11 protein-coding genes are annotated in these 16670 nt (G+C 67.6%); all 11 read right to left on the bottom strand.

What is annotated here, in order from left to right:
* Positions 1-133 precede the first annotated feature (133 nt).
* Positions 134-2260, bottom strand: a complete 2127-nt coding sequence (gene fusA / locus LPA54_RS11655) for an elongation factor G (RefSeq protein WP_228976538.1) — start codon at positions 2258-2260, stop codon at positions 134-136.
* A 38-nt stretch (positions 2261-2298) separates the two neighbouring features.
* The gene (gene rpsG, locus LPA54_RS11650; RefSeq protein WP_023587042.1) at positions 2299-2769 is read right to left on the bottom strand and encodes a 30S ribosomal protein S7; all 471 of its coding nucleotides are present in this window, start codon (positions 2767-2769) and stop codon (positions 2299-2301) included.
* 2 nt (positions 2770-2771) lie between these two features.
* Positions 2772-3143, bottom strand: a complete 372-nt coding sequence (rpsL, locus tag LPA54_RS11645; protein WP_003948652.1) for a 30S ribosomal protein S12 — start codon at positions 3141-3143, stop codon at positions 2772-2774.
* Between the two features lie 649 nt (positions 3144-3792).
* Complete coding sequence (locus LPA54_RS11640; RefSeq protein ID WP_228976537.1) at positions 3793-7701, bottom strand: DNA-directed RNA polymerase subunit beta'; 3909 nt, start codon at positions 7699-7701, stop codon at positions 3793-3795.
* A gap of 92 nt (positions 7702-7793) precedes the next feature.
* Positions 7794-11279 carry a DNA-directed RNA polymerase subunit beta gene (gene rpoB, locus LPA54_RS11635; RefSeq protein ID WP_228976535.1) on the bottom strand — a complete coding sequence of 1162 codons (3486 nt, stop codon included), beginning with the start codon at positions 11277-11279 and terminating at the stop codon, positions 7794-7796.
* A 514-nt stretch (positions 11280-11793) separates the two neighbouring features.
* Positions 11794-12177 carry a 50S ribosomal protein L7/L12 gene (rplL, locus tag LPA54_RS11630; RefSeq protein WP_228976533.1) on the bottom strand — a complete coding sequence of 128 codons (384 nt, stop codon included), beginning with the start codon at positions 12175-12177 and terminating at the stop codon, positions 11794-11796.
* A gap of 115 nt (positions 12178-12292) precedes the next feature.
* Positions 12293-12823 carry a 50S ribosomal protein L10 gene (rplJ, locus tag LPA54_RS11625; protein ID WP_058942706.1) on the bottom strand — a complete coding sequence of 177 codons (531 nt, stop codon included), beginning with the start codon at positions 12821-12823 and terminating at the stop codon, positions 12293-12295.
* A gap of 286 nt (positions 12824-13109) precedes the next feature.
* On the bottom strand, positions 13110-14093 hold the full coding sequence (locus tag LPA54_RS11620) for a hypothetical protein (protein WP_228976531.1): 984 nt from the start codon (positions 14091-14093) through the stop codon (positions 13110-13112).
* 146 nt (positions 14094-14239) lie between these two features.
* The gene (gene rplA / locus LPA54_RS11615) at positions 14240-14962 is read right to left on the bottom strand and encodes a 50S ribosomal protein L1 (RefSeq protein ID WP_228976529.1); all 723 of its coding nucleotides are present in this window, start codon (positions 14960-14962) and stop codon (positions 14240-14242) included.
* Positions 14963-15042: 80 nt separating this feature from the next.
* Positions 15043-15477: a 50S ribosomal protein L11 gene (gene rplK / locus LPA54_RS11610; RefSeq protein WP_023587070.1), complete on the bottom strand. Its 435-nt coding sequence runs from the start codon at positions 15475-15477 to the stop codon at positions 15043-15045.
* 191 nt (positions 15478-15668) lie between these two features.
* The gene (nusG, locus tag LPA54_RS11605; protein ID WP_228976527.1) at positions 15669-16637 is read right to left on the bottom strand and encodes a transcription termination/antitermination protein NusG; all 969 of its coding nucleotides are present in this window, start codon (positions 16635-16637) and stop codon (positions 15669-15671) included.
* Between the last annotated feature and the right edge of the window lie 33 nt (positions 16638-16670).

Genomic DNA, 16670 nt, shown 5'->3' with positions numbered 1-16670 from the left:
GCCTTACTCATCGGCGCCAGGTGATCTTTGCTGGGATGCCGGCCCCGGGGCGTTCCGTCACTCCGCTCGCGCGGTGTGCGGCGGAACGCCCCGGTGTATCCGGTGACAAGCCTAAAGCGTGAACTCGGTGGAGTTACTCGCCCTTGGCCTTCGCGATGATCTCCTCGGCGACGTTCCGCGGAACCTCGGCGTAGGAGTCGAACTGCATCGAGTAGCTTGCGCGACCCGAGGTCTTGCTGCGGAGGTCGCCGACGTAGCCGAACATCTCCGACAGCGGCACCAGGCCCTTGACGACACGGGCACCGGCACGCTCCTCCATGGCCTGGATCTGGCCACGGCGGGAGTTGATGTCACCGATCACGTCACCCATGTAGTCCTCGGGCGTGGTGACCTCGACGGCCATCATCGGCTCGAGGAGCACGGGGGACGCCTTGCGCGCGGCCTCCTTGAAGGCCTGCGAGCCGGCGATCTTGAAGGCGAGCTCGGAGGAGTCGACCTCGTGGTAGGCGCCGTCGAGCAGCGTGACGCGCACGCCGGTCATCTCGTACCCGGCGAGGATGCCGAACTGCATGGCCTCCTGCGCACCGGCGTCGACCGAAGGGATGTACTCCTTCGGGATGCGACCACCGGTCACCTTGTTCACGAACTCGTACGAGGCGTCGCCGCCCTCGATGGGCTCGACCGCGATCTGCACCTTGGCGAACTGACCGGTACCACCGGTCTGCTTCTTGTGGGTGTAGTCCACGCGCTCGACGGCCTTGCGGATCGTCTCACGGTACGCGACCTGCGGCTTGCCGACGTTGGCCTCGACCTTGAACTCGCGCTTCATGCGGTCGACGAGGACCTCGAGGTGAAGCTCGCCCATGCCGCCGATGACGGTCTGGCCGGTCTCCTCGTTGGTGTGCACCTGGAAGGAGGGGTCCTCCTCCGCGAGACGCTGGATGGCGACACCCAGCTTCTCCTGGTCACCCTTGGACTTCGGCTCGATGGCGACCTCGATCACCGGCGCCGGGAAGTCCATGGACTCCAGGATCACCGGGGACTTCTCGTCGCACAGCGTCTCACCGGTCGTGGTCTGCTTCAGACCCATGACGGCGATGATGTCGCCGGCGCCCACCGAGTCGATCTCCTCACGCTTGTTCGCGTGCATGCGGTAGATCTTGCCGATGCGCTCCTTCTTGCCCTTGACGGAGTTCAGCACCGAGGTGCCGGACTCCAGGCGACCGGAGTAGATCCGGACGAAGGTGAGCTTGCCGAGGTGCGGGTCGCTCATGATCTTGAACGCCAGCGCCGACAGCGGCTCGTCGTCGGACGGCTTGCGCTTCACGACCGTCTCGGCGTCCTTGACGTCGTGGCCCTCGATGGCCTCGATGTCGACGGGCGACGGCAGGTAGCGCACGACCGCGTCGAGCAGGGGCTGGACGCCCTTGTTCTTGAACGCGGTGCCGCAGAACACCGGGGTCACCGTGGTGCCGGTGCCCTTGCCGGAGGCGATGGTGATACGACGGATCGCGGCGTACAGCTGCTCCTCGGAAGGCTCCTGGCCCTCCAGGTACAGCTCCATGATCTCTTCGTCGTTCTCCGCGACGGCCTCGACGAGCTTGTTGCGGTACTCCTCGGCGGCCTCGGCGTGGGTGTCCGGGATGTCGACGACGTCGTACATCTCGCCCTTGGCGGCCTCGGCGGACCAGACCAGCGCCTTCATGCGGACCAGGTCGATGACGCCCTTGAAGTCCGCCTCGGCACCGATCGGCAGCTGCATGACGAGCGGCTGCGCGCCCAGGCGGTCCGAGATCATGTCCACGCAGCGGTGGAACTCGGCGCCCGTACGGTCGAGCTTGTTGACGAAGCAGATACGCGGAACGCCGTAGCGGTCCGCCTGACGCCACACGGTCTCGGACTGCGGCTCGACACCGGCCACACCGTCGAACACCGTCACGGCGCCGTCGAGGACGCGGAGCGAACGCTCCACCTCGACGGTGAAGTCGACGTGACCCGGGGTGTCGATGATGTTGATGGTGTGATCGACGTCCTCGAGCGACCAGTGGCAGGTCGTCGCGGCGGACGTGATCGTGATGCCGCGCTCCTGCTCCTGCTCCATCCAGTCCATCGTGGCAGCGCCGTCGTGGACCTCACCGATCTTGTAAGAGACACCGGTGTAGAAGAGGATGCGCTCGGTGGTGGTCGTCTTGCCCGCGTCGATGTGGGCCATGATCCCGATGTTGCGGACCTTGGCCAGGTCAAGCGAAGTGGTAGCCATAAGGCTTCAGTCTTCTCTCGGTCTCGATGTGGGTGCGACTACCAGCGGTAGTGCGCGAAGGCCTTGTTGGACTCGGCCATCTTGTGCGTGTCCTCGCGCTTCTTGACCGAGGCGCCGAGGCCGTTCGAGGCGTCCAGCAGCTCGTTCATCAGGCGCTCGGTCATGGTCTTCTCACGACGGGCGCGCGAGTAGCCGACCAGCCAGCGCAGCGCGAGCGTGGAGGCGCGACCGGGCTTGACCTCGATCGGCACCTGGTAGGTGGCGCCACCGACACGGCGGGACTTCACCTCGAGAGCCGGCTTGACGTTCTCGAGCGCGCGCTTCAGCGTGATGACCGGGTCCTGGCCGGTCTTCTCACGGAGACCCTCCATGGCGCCGTAGACGATGCGCTCGGCGGTGGAACGCTTGCCGTTGAGCAGGATCTTGTTGATGAGCGAGGTCACCAGAGGAGAACCGTAAACCGGGTCGATGATGACCGGGCGCTTCGGGGCGGGGCCCTTACGAGGCATTCTTACTTCTCCTTCTTGGCGCCGTAGCGGCTGCGGGCCTGCTTGCGGTTCTTGACACCCTGGGTGTCGAGCGAACCGCGGATGATCTTGTAGCGAACACCCGGCAGGTCCTTCACACGGCCACCACGCACGAGCACGATGGAGTGCTCCTGCAGGTTGTGTCCCTCACCCGGAATGTAGGCCGTGACCTCGATCCCGGAGGTCAGACGCACACGCGCGACCTTACGGAGGGCCGAGTTCGGCTTCTTCGGGGTGGTCGTGAACACACGCGTGCAGACGCCGCGGCGCTGAGGGGAACCCTCGAGGGCGGGCGTCTTGTTCTTCTCGACCTTGTCCTGCCGGCCCTTCCGGACCAGCTGCTGGATCGTAGGCACTACTTCTCCGGTTTCTGTGTGCCGTGTAGTGAAGCTAACCTGGAACGTCGCCGACCCACGCGGTCGGGTGTGTCGGATCCGGCGAACCCCCGCCCCGGGCGGGGAGGAGCGCGGATCGCGGTGGCCTTTGACGGACTCGCCGTGCGGTTGAGGACACGCACAGGAGCCCAGGCACACCCCAGGCACAAGGTCTGAGCGTACCTATCGCATGGACTCCGGTCAAAACAAATGCCACGCCGAAGATCAGTCACGACCGGCCACGGGCCCCCGCCACACGGATGAGCGGCCGGATGGGCCGCCGGCCCCCCGCCGCAGGGCCGCCGCACGGTCCGCGGCGGCCCTGAACTGCCCCTTCCCGGTCCCCTGGGCGGCCCTGTGCGCCCGCGTGGAGCCGGAGGCGCCGCCTCCGTACCACCACGGCCGCCAGGCCCGTAGGGGCGCACGGGCCCCCGCCGCCGGGCGCCCGCCGACAGCGGGCGGACCAGCCCGTACGGAGAAACGCACATCCGTACGAGGAGTGGCCGGATCGACACATCCGCGGCCCCGGGCACCCCCGCCGCCCGGAGGCCGGACCCACCGGGCCCCGGGCACGCCGGAGGGCGGCACCCCGTCCCGCGACGGGGTGCCGCCCTCCGATCAGACTGCGCGCTTACTGGTTGTACGGACCGTAGTCGTAGTCCTCCAGCGGGACGGCCTGGCCGGAGCCGGTGCCGAACGGCGAGTAGTCGATGTCGTCGTAGCCGACGGCCGAGTACATGGCGGCCTTGGCCTCCTCGGTCGGCTCGACCCGGATATTGCGGTAGCGGGACAGGCCCGTACCGGCCGGGATGAGCTTACCGATGATGACGTTCTCCTTGAGGCCGATCAGGGAGTCGGACTTGGCGTTGATCGCCGCGTCCGTCAGGACCCTGGTCGTCTCCTGGAAGGAGGCCGCGGACAGCCACGACTCCGTCGCCAGCGACGCCTTGGTGATACCCATCAGCTGCGGACGGCCGGAGGCCGGGTGGCCGCCTTCCGTGACCACACGACGGTTCTCCTGCTCGAAGCGCGAACGCTCCACGAGCTCGCCCGGCAGCAGCTCCGCGTCGCCGGACTCGATGATCGTCACGCGACGCAGCATCTGCCGGATGATGATCTCGATGTGCTTGTCGTGGATCGACACGCCCTGCGAGTTGTAGACCTTCTGCACCTCGCCGACCAGGTGGACCTGGACGGCCCGCTGACCGAGGATGCGCAGCACGTCGTGCGGGTTCTCGGTACCCACGGTGAGCTTCTGGCCCACCTCGACGTGGTCGCCCTCGCCGACCAGGACACGGGCGCGCTTCGAGATCGGGTAGGCCGTCTCGTCGCTGCCGTCGTCCGGGGTGATGACGATCTTCTTGGTCTTCTCGGTCTCCTCGATGCGGACCCGGCCCGACGCCTCGGCGATCGGGGCCATGCCCTTCGGGGAGCGGGCCTCGAAGAGCTCGACGACACGCGGCAGACCCTGCGTGATGTCGTCACCGGCCACACCACCGGTGTGGAAGGTACGCATCGTCAGCTGCGTACCGGGCTCACCGATGGACTGGGCGGCGATGATGCCGACCGCCTCACCGATGTCGACCAGCTTGCCGGTCGCGAGCGAACGGCCGTAGCAGTACGCACACGTGCCGACCGCGGACTCGCAGGTGAGGACCGAGCGGGTCTTGACCTGCTCGACACCCGCCGCGATGAGCTGGTCGATGAGCACGTCACCGAGGTCGACGTTGGCCGGCGCGATGACCTTGCCGTCCACCACGACGTCCTCGGCGAGCATCCGGGCGTACACGGAGGTCTCGACGTCCTCCGCCTTCCGCAGGATGCCGGCCTCGTCCTTGAACCCGATCCGCAGCTTCAGACCGCGGTCGGTGCCGCAGTCCTCCTCGCGGATGATCACGTCCTGCGAGACGTCCACGAGACGACGGGTCAGGTAACCCGAGTCGGCGGTACGCAGGGCGGTGTCGGCCAGACCCTTACGGGCACCGTGCGTGGAGATGAAGTACTCCAGCACGGACAGGCCCTCGCGGAAGGACGCCTTGATGGGACGCGGGATCGTCTCGTTCTTGGCGTTCGACACCAGACCGCGCATACCCGCGATCTGGCGCATCTGCATCATGTTTCCTCGAGCGCCCGAGTTCACCATCATGAAGATCGGGTTCGTCTTCGGGAAGTTCTCGTTCATCGCGTCGGCGACCTTGTTGGTCGCCTCGGTCCAGATCTGGATGAGCTCCTGGGTGCGCTCGTCCTTGGTGATCAGACCACGCTCGTACTGCTTCTGGACCTTCTCGTCGCGCGCCTCGTACTCGGCGACGATCGCCTTCTTCGCCTCCGGGACGACGACGTCCGAGATGGCGACGGTGACGCCGGAGCGGGTGGCCCAGAAGAAGCCGGCCGCCTTCAGGTTGTCGAGCGTCGCCGCCACGATGACCTTGGGGTAGCGCTCGGCGAGGTCGTTGACGATCTCGGAGAGCTGCTTCTTGCCGACCGTGTAGTCGACGAACGGGTAGTCCTCGGGCAGCAGCTCGTTGAAGAGCGCGCGGCCCAGGGTCGTCCGCAGCCGGAACGAGTCGCCCTGCTGCCAGGGACCGACACCGAGGTCGTTGTCCTCCTCGGCCGGCGGGGTCCAGCCGCGGGGCGGGATGGAGCCGACCGGGAAGCGGATGTCCACCTTCGCCTGGAGCGAGAGCTCCCGGGCGTCGAAGGCCATGATCGCCTCGGCGGTCGAGTTGAACGCGCGGCCCTCACCCTTGACCTCGCGCTCCTCCTCGTCCGTGGTGAGGAAGAAGAGGCCCAGCACCATGTCCTGGGTCGGCATGGTGACCGGACGGCCGTCGGCCGGCTTGAGGATGTTGTTCGAGGACAGCATCAGGATGCGGGCCTCGGCCTGCGCCTCCGCGGAGAGCGGCAGGTGCACGGCCATCTGGTCACCGTCGAAGTCCGCGTTGAACGCGGTGCAGACGAGCGGGTGGATCTGGATGGCCTTGCCCTCGACCAGCTGCGGCTCGAAGGCCTGGATGCCGAGACGGTGCAGCGTGGGCGCACGGTTCAGCAGCACCGGGTGCTCGGCGATGACCTCTTCGAGCACGTCGTACACGACCGTGCGGCCGCGCTCGACCATGCGCTTGGCCGACTTGATGTTCTGCGCGTGGTTCAGGTCGACCAGGCGCTTCATCACGAACGGCTTGAAGAGCTCCAGCGCCATGGCCTTCGGCAGACCGCACTGGTGCAGCTTGAGCTGCGGGCCGACGACGATGACGGAACGCGCCGAGTAGTCGACTCGCTTGCCGAGCAGGTTCTGACGGAAGCGGCCCTGCTTGCCCTTGAGCATGTCGGACAGCGACTTCAGCGGACGGTTGCCGGGGCCCGTGACCGGGCGGCCGCGGCGGCCGTTGTCGAAGAGCGCGTCGACGGCCTCCTGGAGCATGCGCTTCTCGTTGTTCACGATGATCTCGGGCGCGCCGAGGTCGAGAAGCCGCTTCAGACGGTTGTTGCGGTTGATGACGCGGCGGTACAGGTCGTTCAGGTCGGAGGTCGCGAAGCGGCCACCGTCCAGCTGCACCATCGGACGCAGGTCCGGCGGGATCACCGGGACGCAGTCCAGCACCATGCCCTTGGGGCTGTTGCTGGTCTGCAGGAAGGCGGAGACGACCTTGAGGCGCTTGAGCGCGCGGGTCTTCTTCTGGCCCTTGCCGGTGCGGATGATCTCGCGGAGGCGCTCGGCCTCCTCGTCGAGGTCGAAGGACTCCAGGCGCTTCTGCAGCGCGGCGGCGCCCATCGAGCCGTCGAAGTACGTGCCGAAGCGGTCGCGGAGCTCGCGGTAGAGCAGCTCGTCGCCCTCGAGGTCCTGGACCTTGAGGTTCTTGAAGCGGCTCCACACCTCGTCGAGGCGGTCGATCTCGCGCTGGGCGCGGTCGCGCAGCTGCTTCATCTCGCGCTCGGCGCCCTCGCGCACCTTGCGGCGCACGTCGGCCTTGGCGCCCTCGGCCTCCAGCTCGGCCAGGTCGGTCTCGAGCTTCTTGGCGCGGGCTTCGAGGTCGGCGTCGCGGCGCTGCTCGATCTGCTGGCGCTCGACGGAGACGTGGGCCTCCAGCGACGGCAGGTCGCGCTGACGGCGCTCCTCGTCGACGTACGTGATCATGTACGCCGCGAAGTAGATGACCTTCTCCAGGTCCTTCGGGGCGAGGTCCAGCAGGTAGCCGAGCCGGGACGGGACGCCCTTGAAGTACCAGATGTGGGTGACGGGGGCGGCGAGCTCGATGTGGCCCATCCGCTCGCGGCGCACCTTGGCGCGGGTGACCTCGACGCCACACCGCTCACAGATGATGCCCTTGAAGCGGACACGCTTGTACTTGCCGCAGTAGCACTCCCAGTCCCGAGTGGGGCCGAAGATCTTCTCGCAGAAGAGGCCGTCCTTCTCGGGCTTCAGGGTGCGGTAGTTGATGGTCTCCGGCTTCTTGACTTCGCCGTGGGACCACTGTCGGATGTCGTCCGCGGTGGCCAGGCCGATCCGCAGCTCGTCGAAGAAGTTGACGTCGAGCACTATGCGTCAATCCCTCTCAGGGTTGTGTCAATCAATGGTCTGTACGGGTCGCTGGGAGGCCGGCCGGATGGGAGATCCGGCCGGCCGACCCGTCAGACCTCTTCGACGCTGCTCGGCTCGCGCCGGGACAGGTCGATGCCGAGCTCCTCCGCTGCGCGGAAGACGTCCTCGTCGGTGTCGCGCATCTCGATGGACATGCCGTCCGAGGACAGCACCTCCACGTTGAGGCACAGGGACTGCATCTCCTTGATGAGCACCTTGAAGGACTCGGGGATGCCGGGCTCGGGGATGTTCTCGCCCTTGACGATGGCCTCGTAGACCTTCACGCGGCCGGTGACGTCGTCGGACTTGATGGTCAGCAGCTCCTGGAGGGCGTACGCGGCGCCGTATGCCTCAAGCGCCCACACCTCCATCTCACCGAAGCGCTGGCCACCGAACTGAGCCTTACCGCCCAGCGGCTGCTGGGTGATCATCGAGTACGGACCGGTCGACCGGGCGTGCAGCTTGTCGTCGACCAGGTGGTGGAGCTTGAGGATGTACATGTACCCGACCGAGATCGGGTCCGGGAACGGCTCACCGGAGCGGCCGTCGAACAGGCGCGCCTTGCCGGACGGCAGCATCATGCGGTCGCCGTCGCGGTTGGGGAGCGTGTTCTCCAGCAGGCCCGCCAGCTCGTCCTCGCGCGCGCCGTCGAAGACCGGGGTCGCGACGTTCGTGCGGGGCTCGACCACGTCGGCGCCGATGACCTGGAGCCGCTTGGCCCAGTCCTCGGCGAGGCCGGAGACGTCCCAGCCCTGGCTGGCGAGCCAGCCGAGGTGGATCTCCAAGACCTGTCCCGGGTTCATTCGGGACGGGACGCCCAGCGGGTTGAGGATGATGTCGACCGGGGTGCCGTCCTCCAGGAACGGCATGTCCTCGATCGGAAGGATCTTGGAGATGACGCCCTTGTTGCCGTGGCGGCCGGCGAGCTTGTCACCGTCGGTGATCTTGCGCTTCTGCGCGACGTAGACGCGGACCAGCTGGTTCACGCCCGGGGGCAGCTCGTCCCCCTCCTCGCGGTCGAAGACGCGCACGCCGATGATCTTGCCGGTCTCGCCGTGCGGCACCTTCAGCGAGGTGTCGCGGACCTCGCGGGCCTTCTCACCGAAGATCGCGCGGAGCAGGCGCTCCTCCGGCGTCAGCTCGGTCTCGCCCTTGGGCGTGACCTTGCCGACCAGGATGTCGCCGGCGACGACCTCGGCACCGATGCGGATGATGCCGCGCTCGTCGAGGTCGGCGAGGACCTCCTCGGAGACGTTCGGGATGTCCCGGGTGATCTCCTCGGGGCCCAGCTTGGTGTCGCGGGCGTCGACCTCGTGCTCCTCGATGTGGATCGAGGAGAGGACGTCGTCCTGGACGAGGCGCTGCGACAGGATGATCGCGTCCTCGTAGTTGTGGCCCTCCCACGGCATGAACGCCACGAGGAGGTTCTTGCCGAGCGCCATCTCGCCGTTCTGGGTGGCCGGGCCGTCGGCGAGGACCTGGCCCTCGATGACCCGGTCGCCCTCGGCGACGACGACCTTCTGGTTGACCGAGGTGCCCTGGTTGGAGCGGGCGAACTTGGCCAGGCGGTACGTGATGTACGTGCCGTCGTCGTTGGCGACGGTGATGTAGTCCGCGGAGAGCTCCTGGACCACACCGTCCTTCTCCGCCTTGACGACGTCGCCGGCGTCCACGGCGGAGCGGTACTCCATGCCGGTGCCGACCAGCGGGGACTCCGACTGGATGAGCGGCACGGCCTGGCGCATCATGTTCGCGCCCATGAGGGCGCGGTTGGCGTCGTCGTGCTCCAGGAACGGGATCATGGCGGTCGCGACCGACACCATCTGGCGCGGCGAGACGTCCATGTAGTCGACGTCCTCAGGGCCGACGTAGTCGACCTCGCCGCCGCGGCGGCGCACGAGGACGCGGTTCTCGGCGAACCGGAGGTCGTCGTTGAGCGTCGCGTTGGCCTGCGCGATGACGAAGCGGTCCTCCTCGTCGGCGGTCAGGTAGTCCACCTCGTCGGTGACCTGGCCGTCGACGACCTTGCGGTACGGCGTCTCGACGAAGCCGAACGCGTTGACCCGGCCGTAGGAGGCGAGCGAGCCGATCAGACCGATGTTCGGGCCTTCGGGGGTCTCGATCGGGCACATGCGGCCGTAGTGCGAGGGGTGCACGTCACGGACCTCGAAGCCGGCCCGCTCACGGGACAGACCACCCGGGCCCAGCGCCGACAGGCGGCGCTTGTGGGTGAGACCCGACAGCGGGTTGTTCTGGTCCATGAACTGCGACAGCTGGCTGGTGCCGAAGAACTCCTTGATGGAGGCGACGACCGGCCGGATGTTGATCAGGGTCTGCGGCGTGATGGCCTCGACGTCCTGCGTCGTCATGCGCTCGCGCACGACGCGCTCCATCCGGGCCAGACCCGTGCGGACCTGGTTCTGGATGAGCTCGCCGACGTTGCGCAGACGACGGTTGCCGAAGTGGTCGATGTCGTCGGTCTCGACGACGATCGTGGTGCCGTTGGCACCGACCGTCTCGGTCTCGCCGGCGTGCAGCTGGACGAGGTACTTGATCGTCGCGATGACGTCGTCGACGGTCAGGACGCCGGCGTCCAGCGGCGCGTCGGCCCCGAGCTTCTTGTTCACCTTGTAGCGTCCGACCTTGGCCAGGTCGTAGCGCTTGGGGTTGAAGTAGAGGTTCTCGAGCAGCGTCTGCGCGGCCTCACGCGTCGGGGGCTCGCCCGGGCGCAGCTTGCGGTAGATGTCGAGCAGCGCGTCGTCCTGGCCCTGGGTGTGGTCCTTCTCCAGGGTGGCGCGCATCGACTCGTACTCGCCGAACTCCTGCAGGATCTGCTCGGTGGTCCAGCCGAGCGCCTTGAGGAGGACGGTCACGGACTGCTTGCGCTTGCGGTCGATGCGGACACCGACCATGTCGCGCTTGTCGATCTCCATCTCCAGCCAGGCGCCCCGGGACGGGATGATCTTGGCGGAGAAGATGTCCTTGTCGGACGTCTTGTCGATGGAGGAGTCGAAGTAGACACCCGGCGAGCGGACGAGCTGGGACACCACGACACGCTCGGTGCCGTTGATGACGAAGGTGCCCTTGTTCGTCATGAGCGGGAAGTCGCCCATGAAGACCGTCTGGGACTTGATCTCGCCGGTCTCGTTGTTGGTGAACTCGGCCGTGACGAAGAGCGGCGCGGCGTAGGTGAAGTCGCGCTCCTTGCACTCGTCGATGGAGTTCTTCGGAGGCTCGAAGCGGTGGTCGCGGAAGGTCAGCGACATCGACCCGGAGAAGTCCTCGATCGGCGAGATCTCCTCGAAGATCTCCTCCAGACCGGACTTGGTGGGGACGTCCTGTCCGTTCTCGAGAGCCGCCTCGACTCGAGCCTTCCATGCGGCGTTGCCGAGCAGCCAGTCAAAGCTCTCGGTCTGCAGCGCGAGGAGGTTCGGAACCTCGAGGGGCTCCTTGATCTTTGCAAAGGAGATGCGCAGCGGGGCGGTGCTTGCGCCGTTGTTCGTATTCGCGGTCGAGGCGTTGCGCGAGGCGGCCAAGAGGGGGTCCTTCCGAGGGCTCGGACTCACTACGCGCGTACCGGTCCCCAGCCGAGCACGGAGACCCGAAATCCCAGGTCAGGGCATTCGGTCAACTGTGCTCTCGCGAGGGTATGCCCCTGGTGACGGGCAGGGAGCAGCTAACAGGCAGCGCAAAGGGTCAGTGTAGCCACTTGGCCCACTGATGTCCAGGGCGAGTAATTCGCGACCCTCGTTGTTCTCATCTCCGCGGCACCTCGCGCCCGTCGGCGCACATCGATACTGCCCGTTCGGTCGTCGATCCATGCCTCGGTTCCGGATCGTTGTGACGACGCGTCCTGAGAATTGCGCGCGGCGTGCGGTTCGTCAAGGCCCCCGGCTCCGCGGGGCGCACGGCGAAGATCACCATACTCCTCCGGGCGTCCGTCGCAAGACAGGCGTCACGGCAACGCCGAAGGGCGACCACCCGGATGGGTGATCGCCCTTGGGAACGCCCCCAGGGGGCGTCAGTGCGAGTCAGGAGACCCGCAGGAGGTCACTTGACCTCGACGCCCGCGCCGGCGCCCTTGAGGGCCTCGGCGGCCTTCTCGGCCTGCTCCTTGTTGACCTTCTCGAGGACCGGCTTCGGGGTGCCGTCGACGAGGTCCTTGGCCTCCTTCAGGCCCAGGGAGGTCAGCTCACGCACGACCTTGATGACCTGGATCTTCTTGTCGCCGGCGCCGGTGAGGATGACGTCGAACTCGTCCTTCTCCTCGGCGGCCTCGGCCGGGGCGCCCGGGGCGCCGGCGGCGGCAACGGCGACCGGGGCGGCGGCGGTGACGTCGAACTTCTCCTCGAACGCCGACACGAACGCGGCGAGCTCGATGAGGGTCATCTCCTCGAACTGCGCGAGCAGGTCTTCCTGAGACAGCTTCGCCATGATGGCGGTCCTTCCACTAATTCGGCTGGTGCCGGGATGTACATGTGTGGCGGGCGTACGTGGGGCCCGCTGTGACCGTCGCCCTGGTCAGGCGGCGGTCAGTGTGCGAGCCGAGTTACTCGGCACCGCCCTGCTCGGCCTGCTTGGCGCGAAGCGCGTCCACGGTGCGGACGAGCTTCGACGGGAGCGCCTGGAAGAGCGCGGCAGCCTGGGACTGCTTGCCCTTCATGGCACCCGCCAGCTTGGCGAGCAGAACCTCGCGGGACTCGAGGTCCGCAAGCTTCTTGATCTCATCGGCGGACAGCGCCTTGCCGTCAAGGACACCGCCCTTGATGATGAGGTTCGGGTTGTCCTTGGCGAAGTCACGAAGACCCTTCGCCGACGTCACCGGGTCACCGGTGATGAAGGCGACCGCCGTCGGACCATTGAACTGGTCGTCCAGCGACGTGATCCCGGCCTCGTTGGCCGCAATCTTGGTCAGCGTGTTCTTCACCACGGCGTACTGGGCGTTCTCACCGAGCGAACGGCGCAGCTGCTTGAGCTGTGCCACGGTGAGACCGCGGTACTCGGTCAGCACGGCGGCGTTGGAGCTGCGGAACTTGTCCGTCAGCTCGGCAACCGCAGCAGACTTGTCGGGCCTCGCCATGAGCCTCGGCCTCCTTCCGGGTGATTCGGACCGCGATGGCTGAAGGAAGGAGACTGGGCAAAACGAAACGCCCCGGCGCAGGCGCACGGGGCGTGACTCGACCGGACACGGTTCGCCCGGGAGTACTACCACTGTCACCTGCGCGGGTCGTCCGTAGCTAGCGGATCCTTCGGCGGCTGCGCCCTGCGGGCACGGCTGCGACCAGCGGTCTTTGGCTTCTGTGGAAGAGTACGGGACCGGGCGGCCGTCAAGCAAATCGGCCGGGTGGCCGCCCGGGCCGCCCTGCTCAGGCCGTACCGGCTCCCTCGGTGCCCGCGCCGGGCCCGGCGTCTCCCTGGCCGGCGCCGTCGGCGTCGCGGGCGGCGCCGCCGAGCTTCTCCAGCACCTCCATGAAGTCGAAGGTCTGGTCGGCGGGCGGGGCCTGCACGGCGGCGGCGGTGCCGTAGTCGGAGTAGGACACGGCGATGTCGAAGGCGCCCTGCGGCGTCTCCATGCCGATGTCCATCTTCGCCGGGTAGCCGTCGCCGTCGACCCAGACGTCGGTGTCGTACGCCTTGAGGCCGCCCGCCTTCAGCGTGGCGACCAGCTCCTCGCGCTCCTCGGCGGAGAGCACCGCGAGCGACTTGTCGGAGGCGACCATCTCATCGACGGTGAGGCGGCCCTGGTAGTGCTGCGTCTGGACGCCGTCGACCTTCTCGGGGCCGACGTGCTTCAGGTTCGGCGAGTCCAGCAGCAGGGCGAGCTGCTTGGCCGGGTCCTGGTTCATGTTCTCGAGGCTGCCGGTCATCTGCCGGCGCAGCGCGGCGTCGCCGGAGAGGTCGGCCATCGCCTTGAGGTCCATCTTGATCCAGCGCTTGCCGCCCAGCTCCGCGGGGGCCTTCGCACCCATGTCCATGTACATGACCTCGTCGGCCATGACGAGGCGGAACCTGCCGGGGCCGCCCTGCGCCTGGTTCAGCACGCCGCCCTGGACCGTCATGTCCAGCACGCCGGGGTCCCACCCCATGACGCCGGACATCGTCATCTCGCCGCCCTCGGCCATGCCCTCGACGCCCGCCGGCATGGTCATCGTCATGCGGATCCTGGCGGACTTCGCCGCCGCGGTCTTCTTGTACGCCGCCTGGATGACCTGGGCCGGCGAGGACCACTGGAGTCCGTCGCGCGGCGCCTCGGCCGCCTTCTTGTCGCCGCCCTGGCAGCCCACGGCCCCCGCGAGCATGACCACGGCCACCGCCGGGACGCCCAGACGCCTGCGTACGGAGACGTTCATCCCCACCCCCATGTTCGAATTCCGACTCATCGGAACGCTAACCCATGGGGCTGACAGGCCGCGGGAAAAGGGACCGGCCCCCGCCCCTCCGAAGAGGTGCGGGGGCCGGTTGGGCGCGTACCCGTGAGCCGTCAGGCTCGACCCGGTCAGACGGCGGCCGGGTCCTCCTCGACGAGGAGGTTGCGGGTGCGGTTGGCGTCCAGCGGGATGCCGGGGCCCATCGTCGTGGTCAGGGTCGCCTTCTTGATGTAGCGGCCCTTCGCGGCGGACGGCTTCAGACGGAGGATCTCCTCCAGCGCGGCCGCGTAGTTCTCGACCAGCTTCGTCTCGTCGAAGGAGACCTTGCCGATGATGAAGTGGAGGTTCGAGTGCTTGTCGACGCGGAACTCGATCTTGCCGCCCTTGATGTCGGTGACGGCCTTGGCGACGTCCATCGTGACGGTGCCGGTCTTCGGGTTCGGCATCAGACCACGCGGGCCGAGCACGCGGCCGAGGCGGCCGACCTTGCCCATGAGGTCCGGGGTGGCGACGACGGCGTCGAAGTCCAGACGGCCCTTCGCAACCTCGTCGATCAGTTCGTCGGAGCCGACGATGTCGGCGCCCGCGGCTTCCGCGGCCGCAGCACGGTCACCGGTCGCGAAGACCAGGACCCGGGCGGTCTTGCCGGTGCCGTGCGGAAGGTTCACGGTGCCACGGACCATCTGGTCGGCCTTGCGAGGGTCGACACCCAGGCGGAAGGCGACCTCGACGGTGCCGTCGAACTTGGTGGCGGCGGTGTCCTTGGCGAGACGGACGGCCTCGAGGGGGGCGTAGTTCCGCTCCCGGTCGATCTTGGCGTCCGCGCCGCGGAGAGCCTTGCTGCGCTTCACTTCTTCTCCTGCGTTTCAGGTATGGAGTCGTGGTGCGGGCCGGCGCTGGCCCTTCCACAGAGAGGTCGGACGGGAGCTGATCAGCCCTCGACGGTGATGCCCATGGAACGGGCGGTGCCGGCGATGATCTTCTCCGCGGCGTCCAGGTCGTTCGCGTTCAGGTCGGGCATCTTGGTCGTGGCGATCTCGCGGACCTGGGCGCTCGTGAGCTTGGCGACCTTGGTCTTGTGCGGCTCGCCGGAGCCCTTCTCCACACCAGCGGCCTTGAGGATCATCCGCGACGCCGGGGGCGTCTTCGTGATGAAGGTGAAGGAGCGGTCCTCGTAGACCGTGATCTCCACCGGGATGACCCAACCGCGCTGCGACTCGGTCGCGGCGTTGTAGGCCTTGCAGAACTCCATGATGTTGACGCCGTGCTGACCCAGCGCGGGGCCGACCGGCGGGGCCGGGTTGGCCGCGCCGGCCTGGATCTGGAGCTTGATGAGCCCCGTGACCTTCTTCTTCTTGGGAGGCATAGCTCTCTCCGGGTCCTAGTGAGAGTTGTTCGGCCGCCATCCGATGCCGTTCGATGTCGTCCGACATCATCCGGATGGAGGCATACCGCACAACGATAGCGGGTATGACCGCCCGTCCAAAAACCGAGCAGGTCAGGGCCGCGCGATGCGCCGCTCTGACCTGCTCGTGGGACCGGGAGGACCGACCGTGGTCAGTTCTTCTGGATCTGGTCGAAGCTCAGCTCGACCGGCGTCTCGCGGCCGAAGATCTCGACGAGGCCCTTGACCTTCTTCGAGTCGGCGTTGATCTCGTTGATGGTCGCCTGGAGCGTCGCGAACGGGCCGTCGGTGACGGTGACGGAGTCGCCGACCTCGAAGTCGAGCACCTGGACCTCGACCTTGCGGGCGGGCGCGGGCTTGCCCTCGGCCTCGGCGGCCTCGCGGGCGGCCTTCTCCTCGGCCTCCGGGGCGAGCATCTTGACGATCTCGTCCAGCGTCAGCGGGTACGGGTCGTAGGCGTTGCCCACGAAGCCGGTGACGCCCGGCGTGTTGCGCACGACGCCCCACGACTCGTTCGTCAGGTCCATGCGGACGAGCACGTAGCCAGGCAGCTTGTTCTGCTTGACGTTCTTGCGCTCGCCGTTCTTGATCTGGACGATCTCTTCCTCGGGGACTTCGGCCTGGTAGATGAAGTCCTCGACGTTGAGCGAGACGGCGCGCTGCTCCAGGTTGGCCTTCACGCGCTTCTCGTAGCCCGCGTAGGTGTGGATGACGTACCACTCGCCGGGGAGGCCGCGCAGCTCGTCGCGGAGCGCGGCGACCGGGTCGACGGGGGCGGCCGGCTCGGCCTCGGCCTCGTCGTCCGCCGGCTCCACGGCGTCCTCGTCCTCGACGGCGTCCTCGTCCGCGGCGGTCTCTTCGTCCTCGACGGTCTCGGCGGCCTCGGCACCGAGGTCGGCGTCGTCCGCCGCGTCCTCGTCCTCGCCGGCCTCGATCGCCTCGACGGCGTCGTCCTCGACGAGGTCGACGTCCTCGGGCGCCTCGCCGACAGCGGCGTCCGCAGCTTCCGCCTGGTCCTCGTCGGCCGCCTCGACGACGTCGAGCTCGTCCTGGGCGGACTCGTTCAGGTTCGGGTCAGACACGGTGGCTGCTTCTTCCTGGATACAGATGGGGTGGAACATGCGAAAAGGGGCGCCGGGGTGGGCGCCCTCCGC

Origin of the sequence: Streptomyces sp. DH12, from assembly GCF_020873895.1 — a bacterium.
Taxonomy (GTDB): domain Bacteria; phylum Actinomycetota; class Actinomycetes; order Streptomycetales; family Streptomycetaceae; genus Streptomyces.
This window is presented reverse-complemented; position numbering and strand designations above follow the sequence as displayed.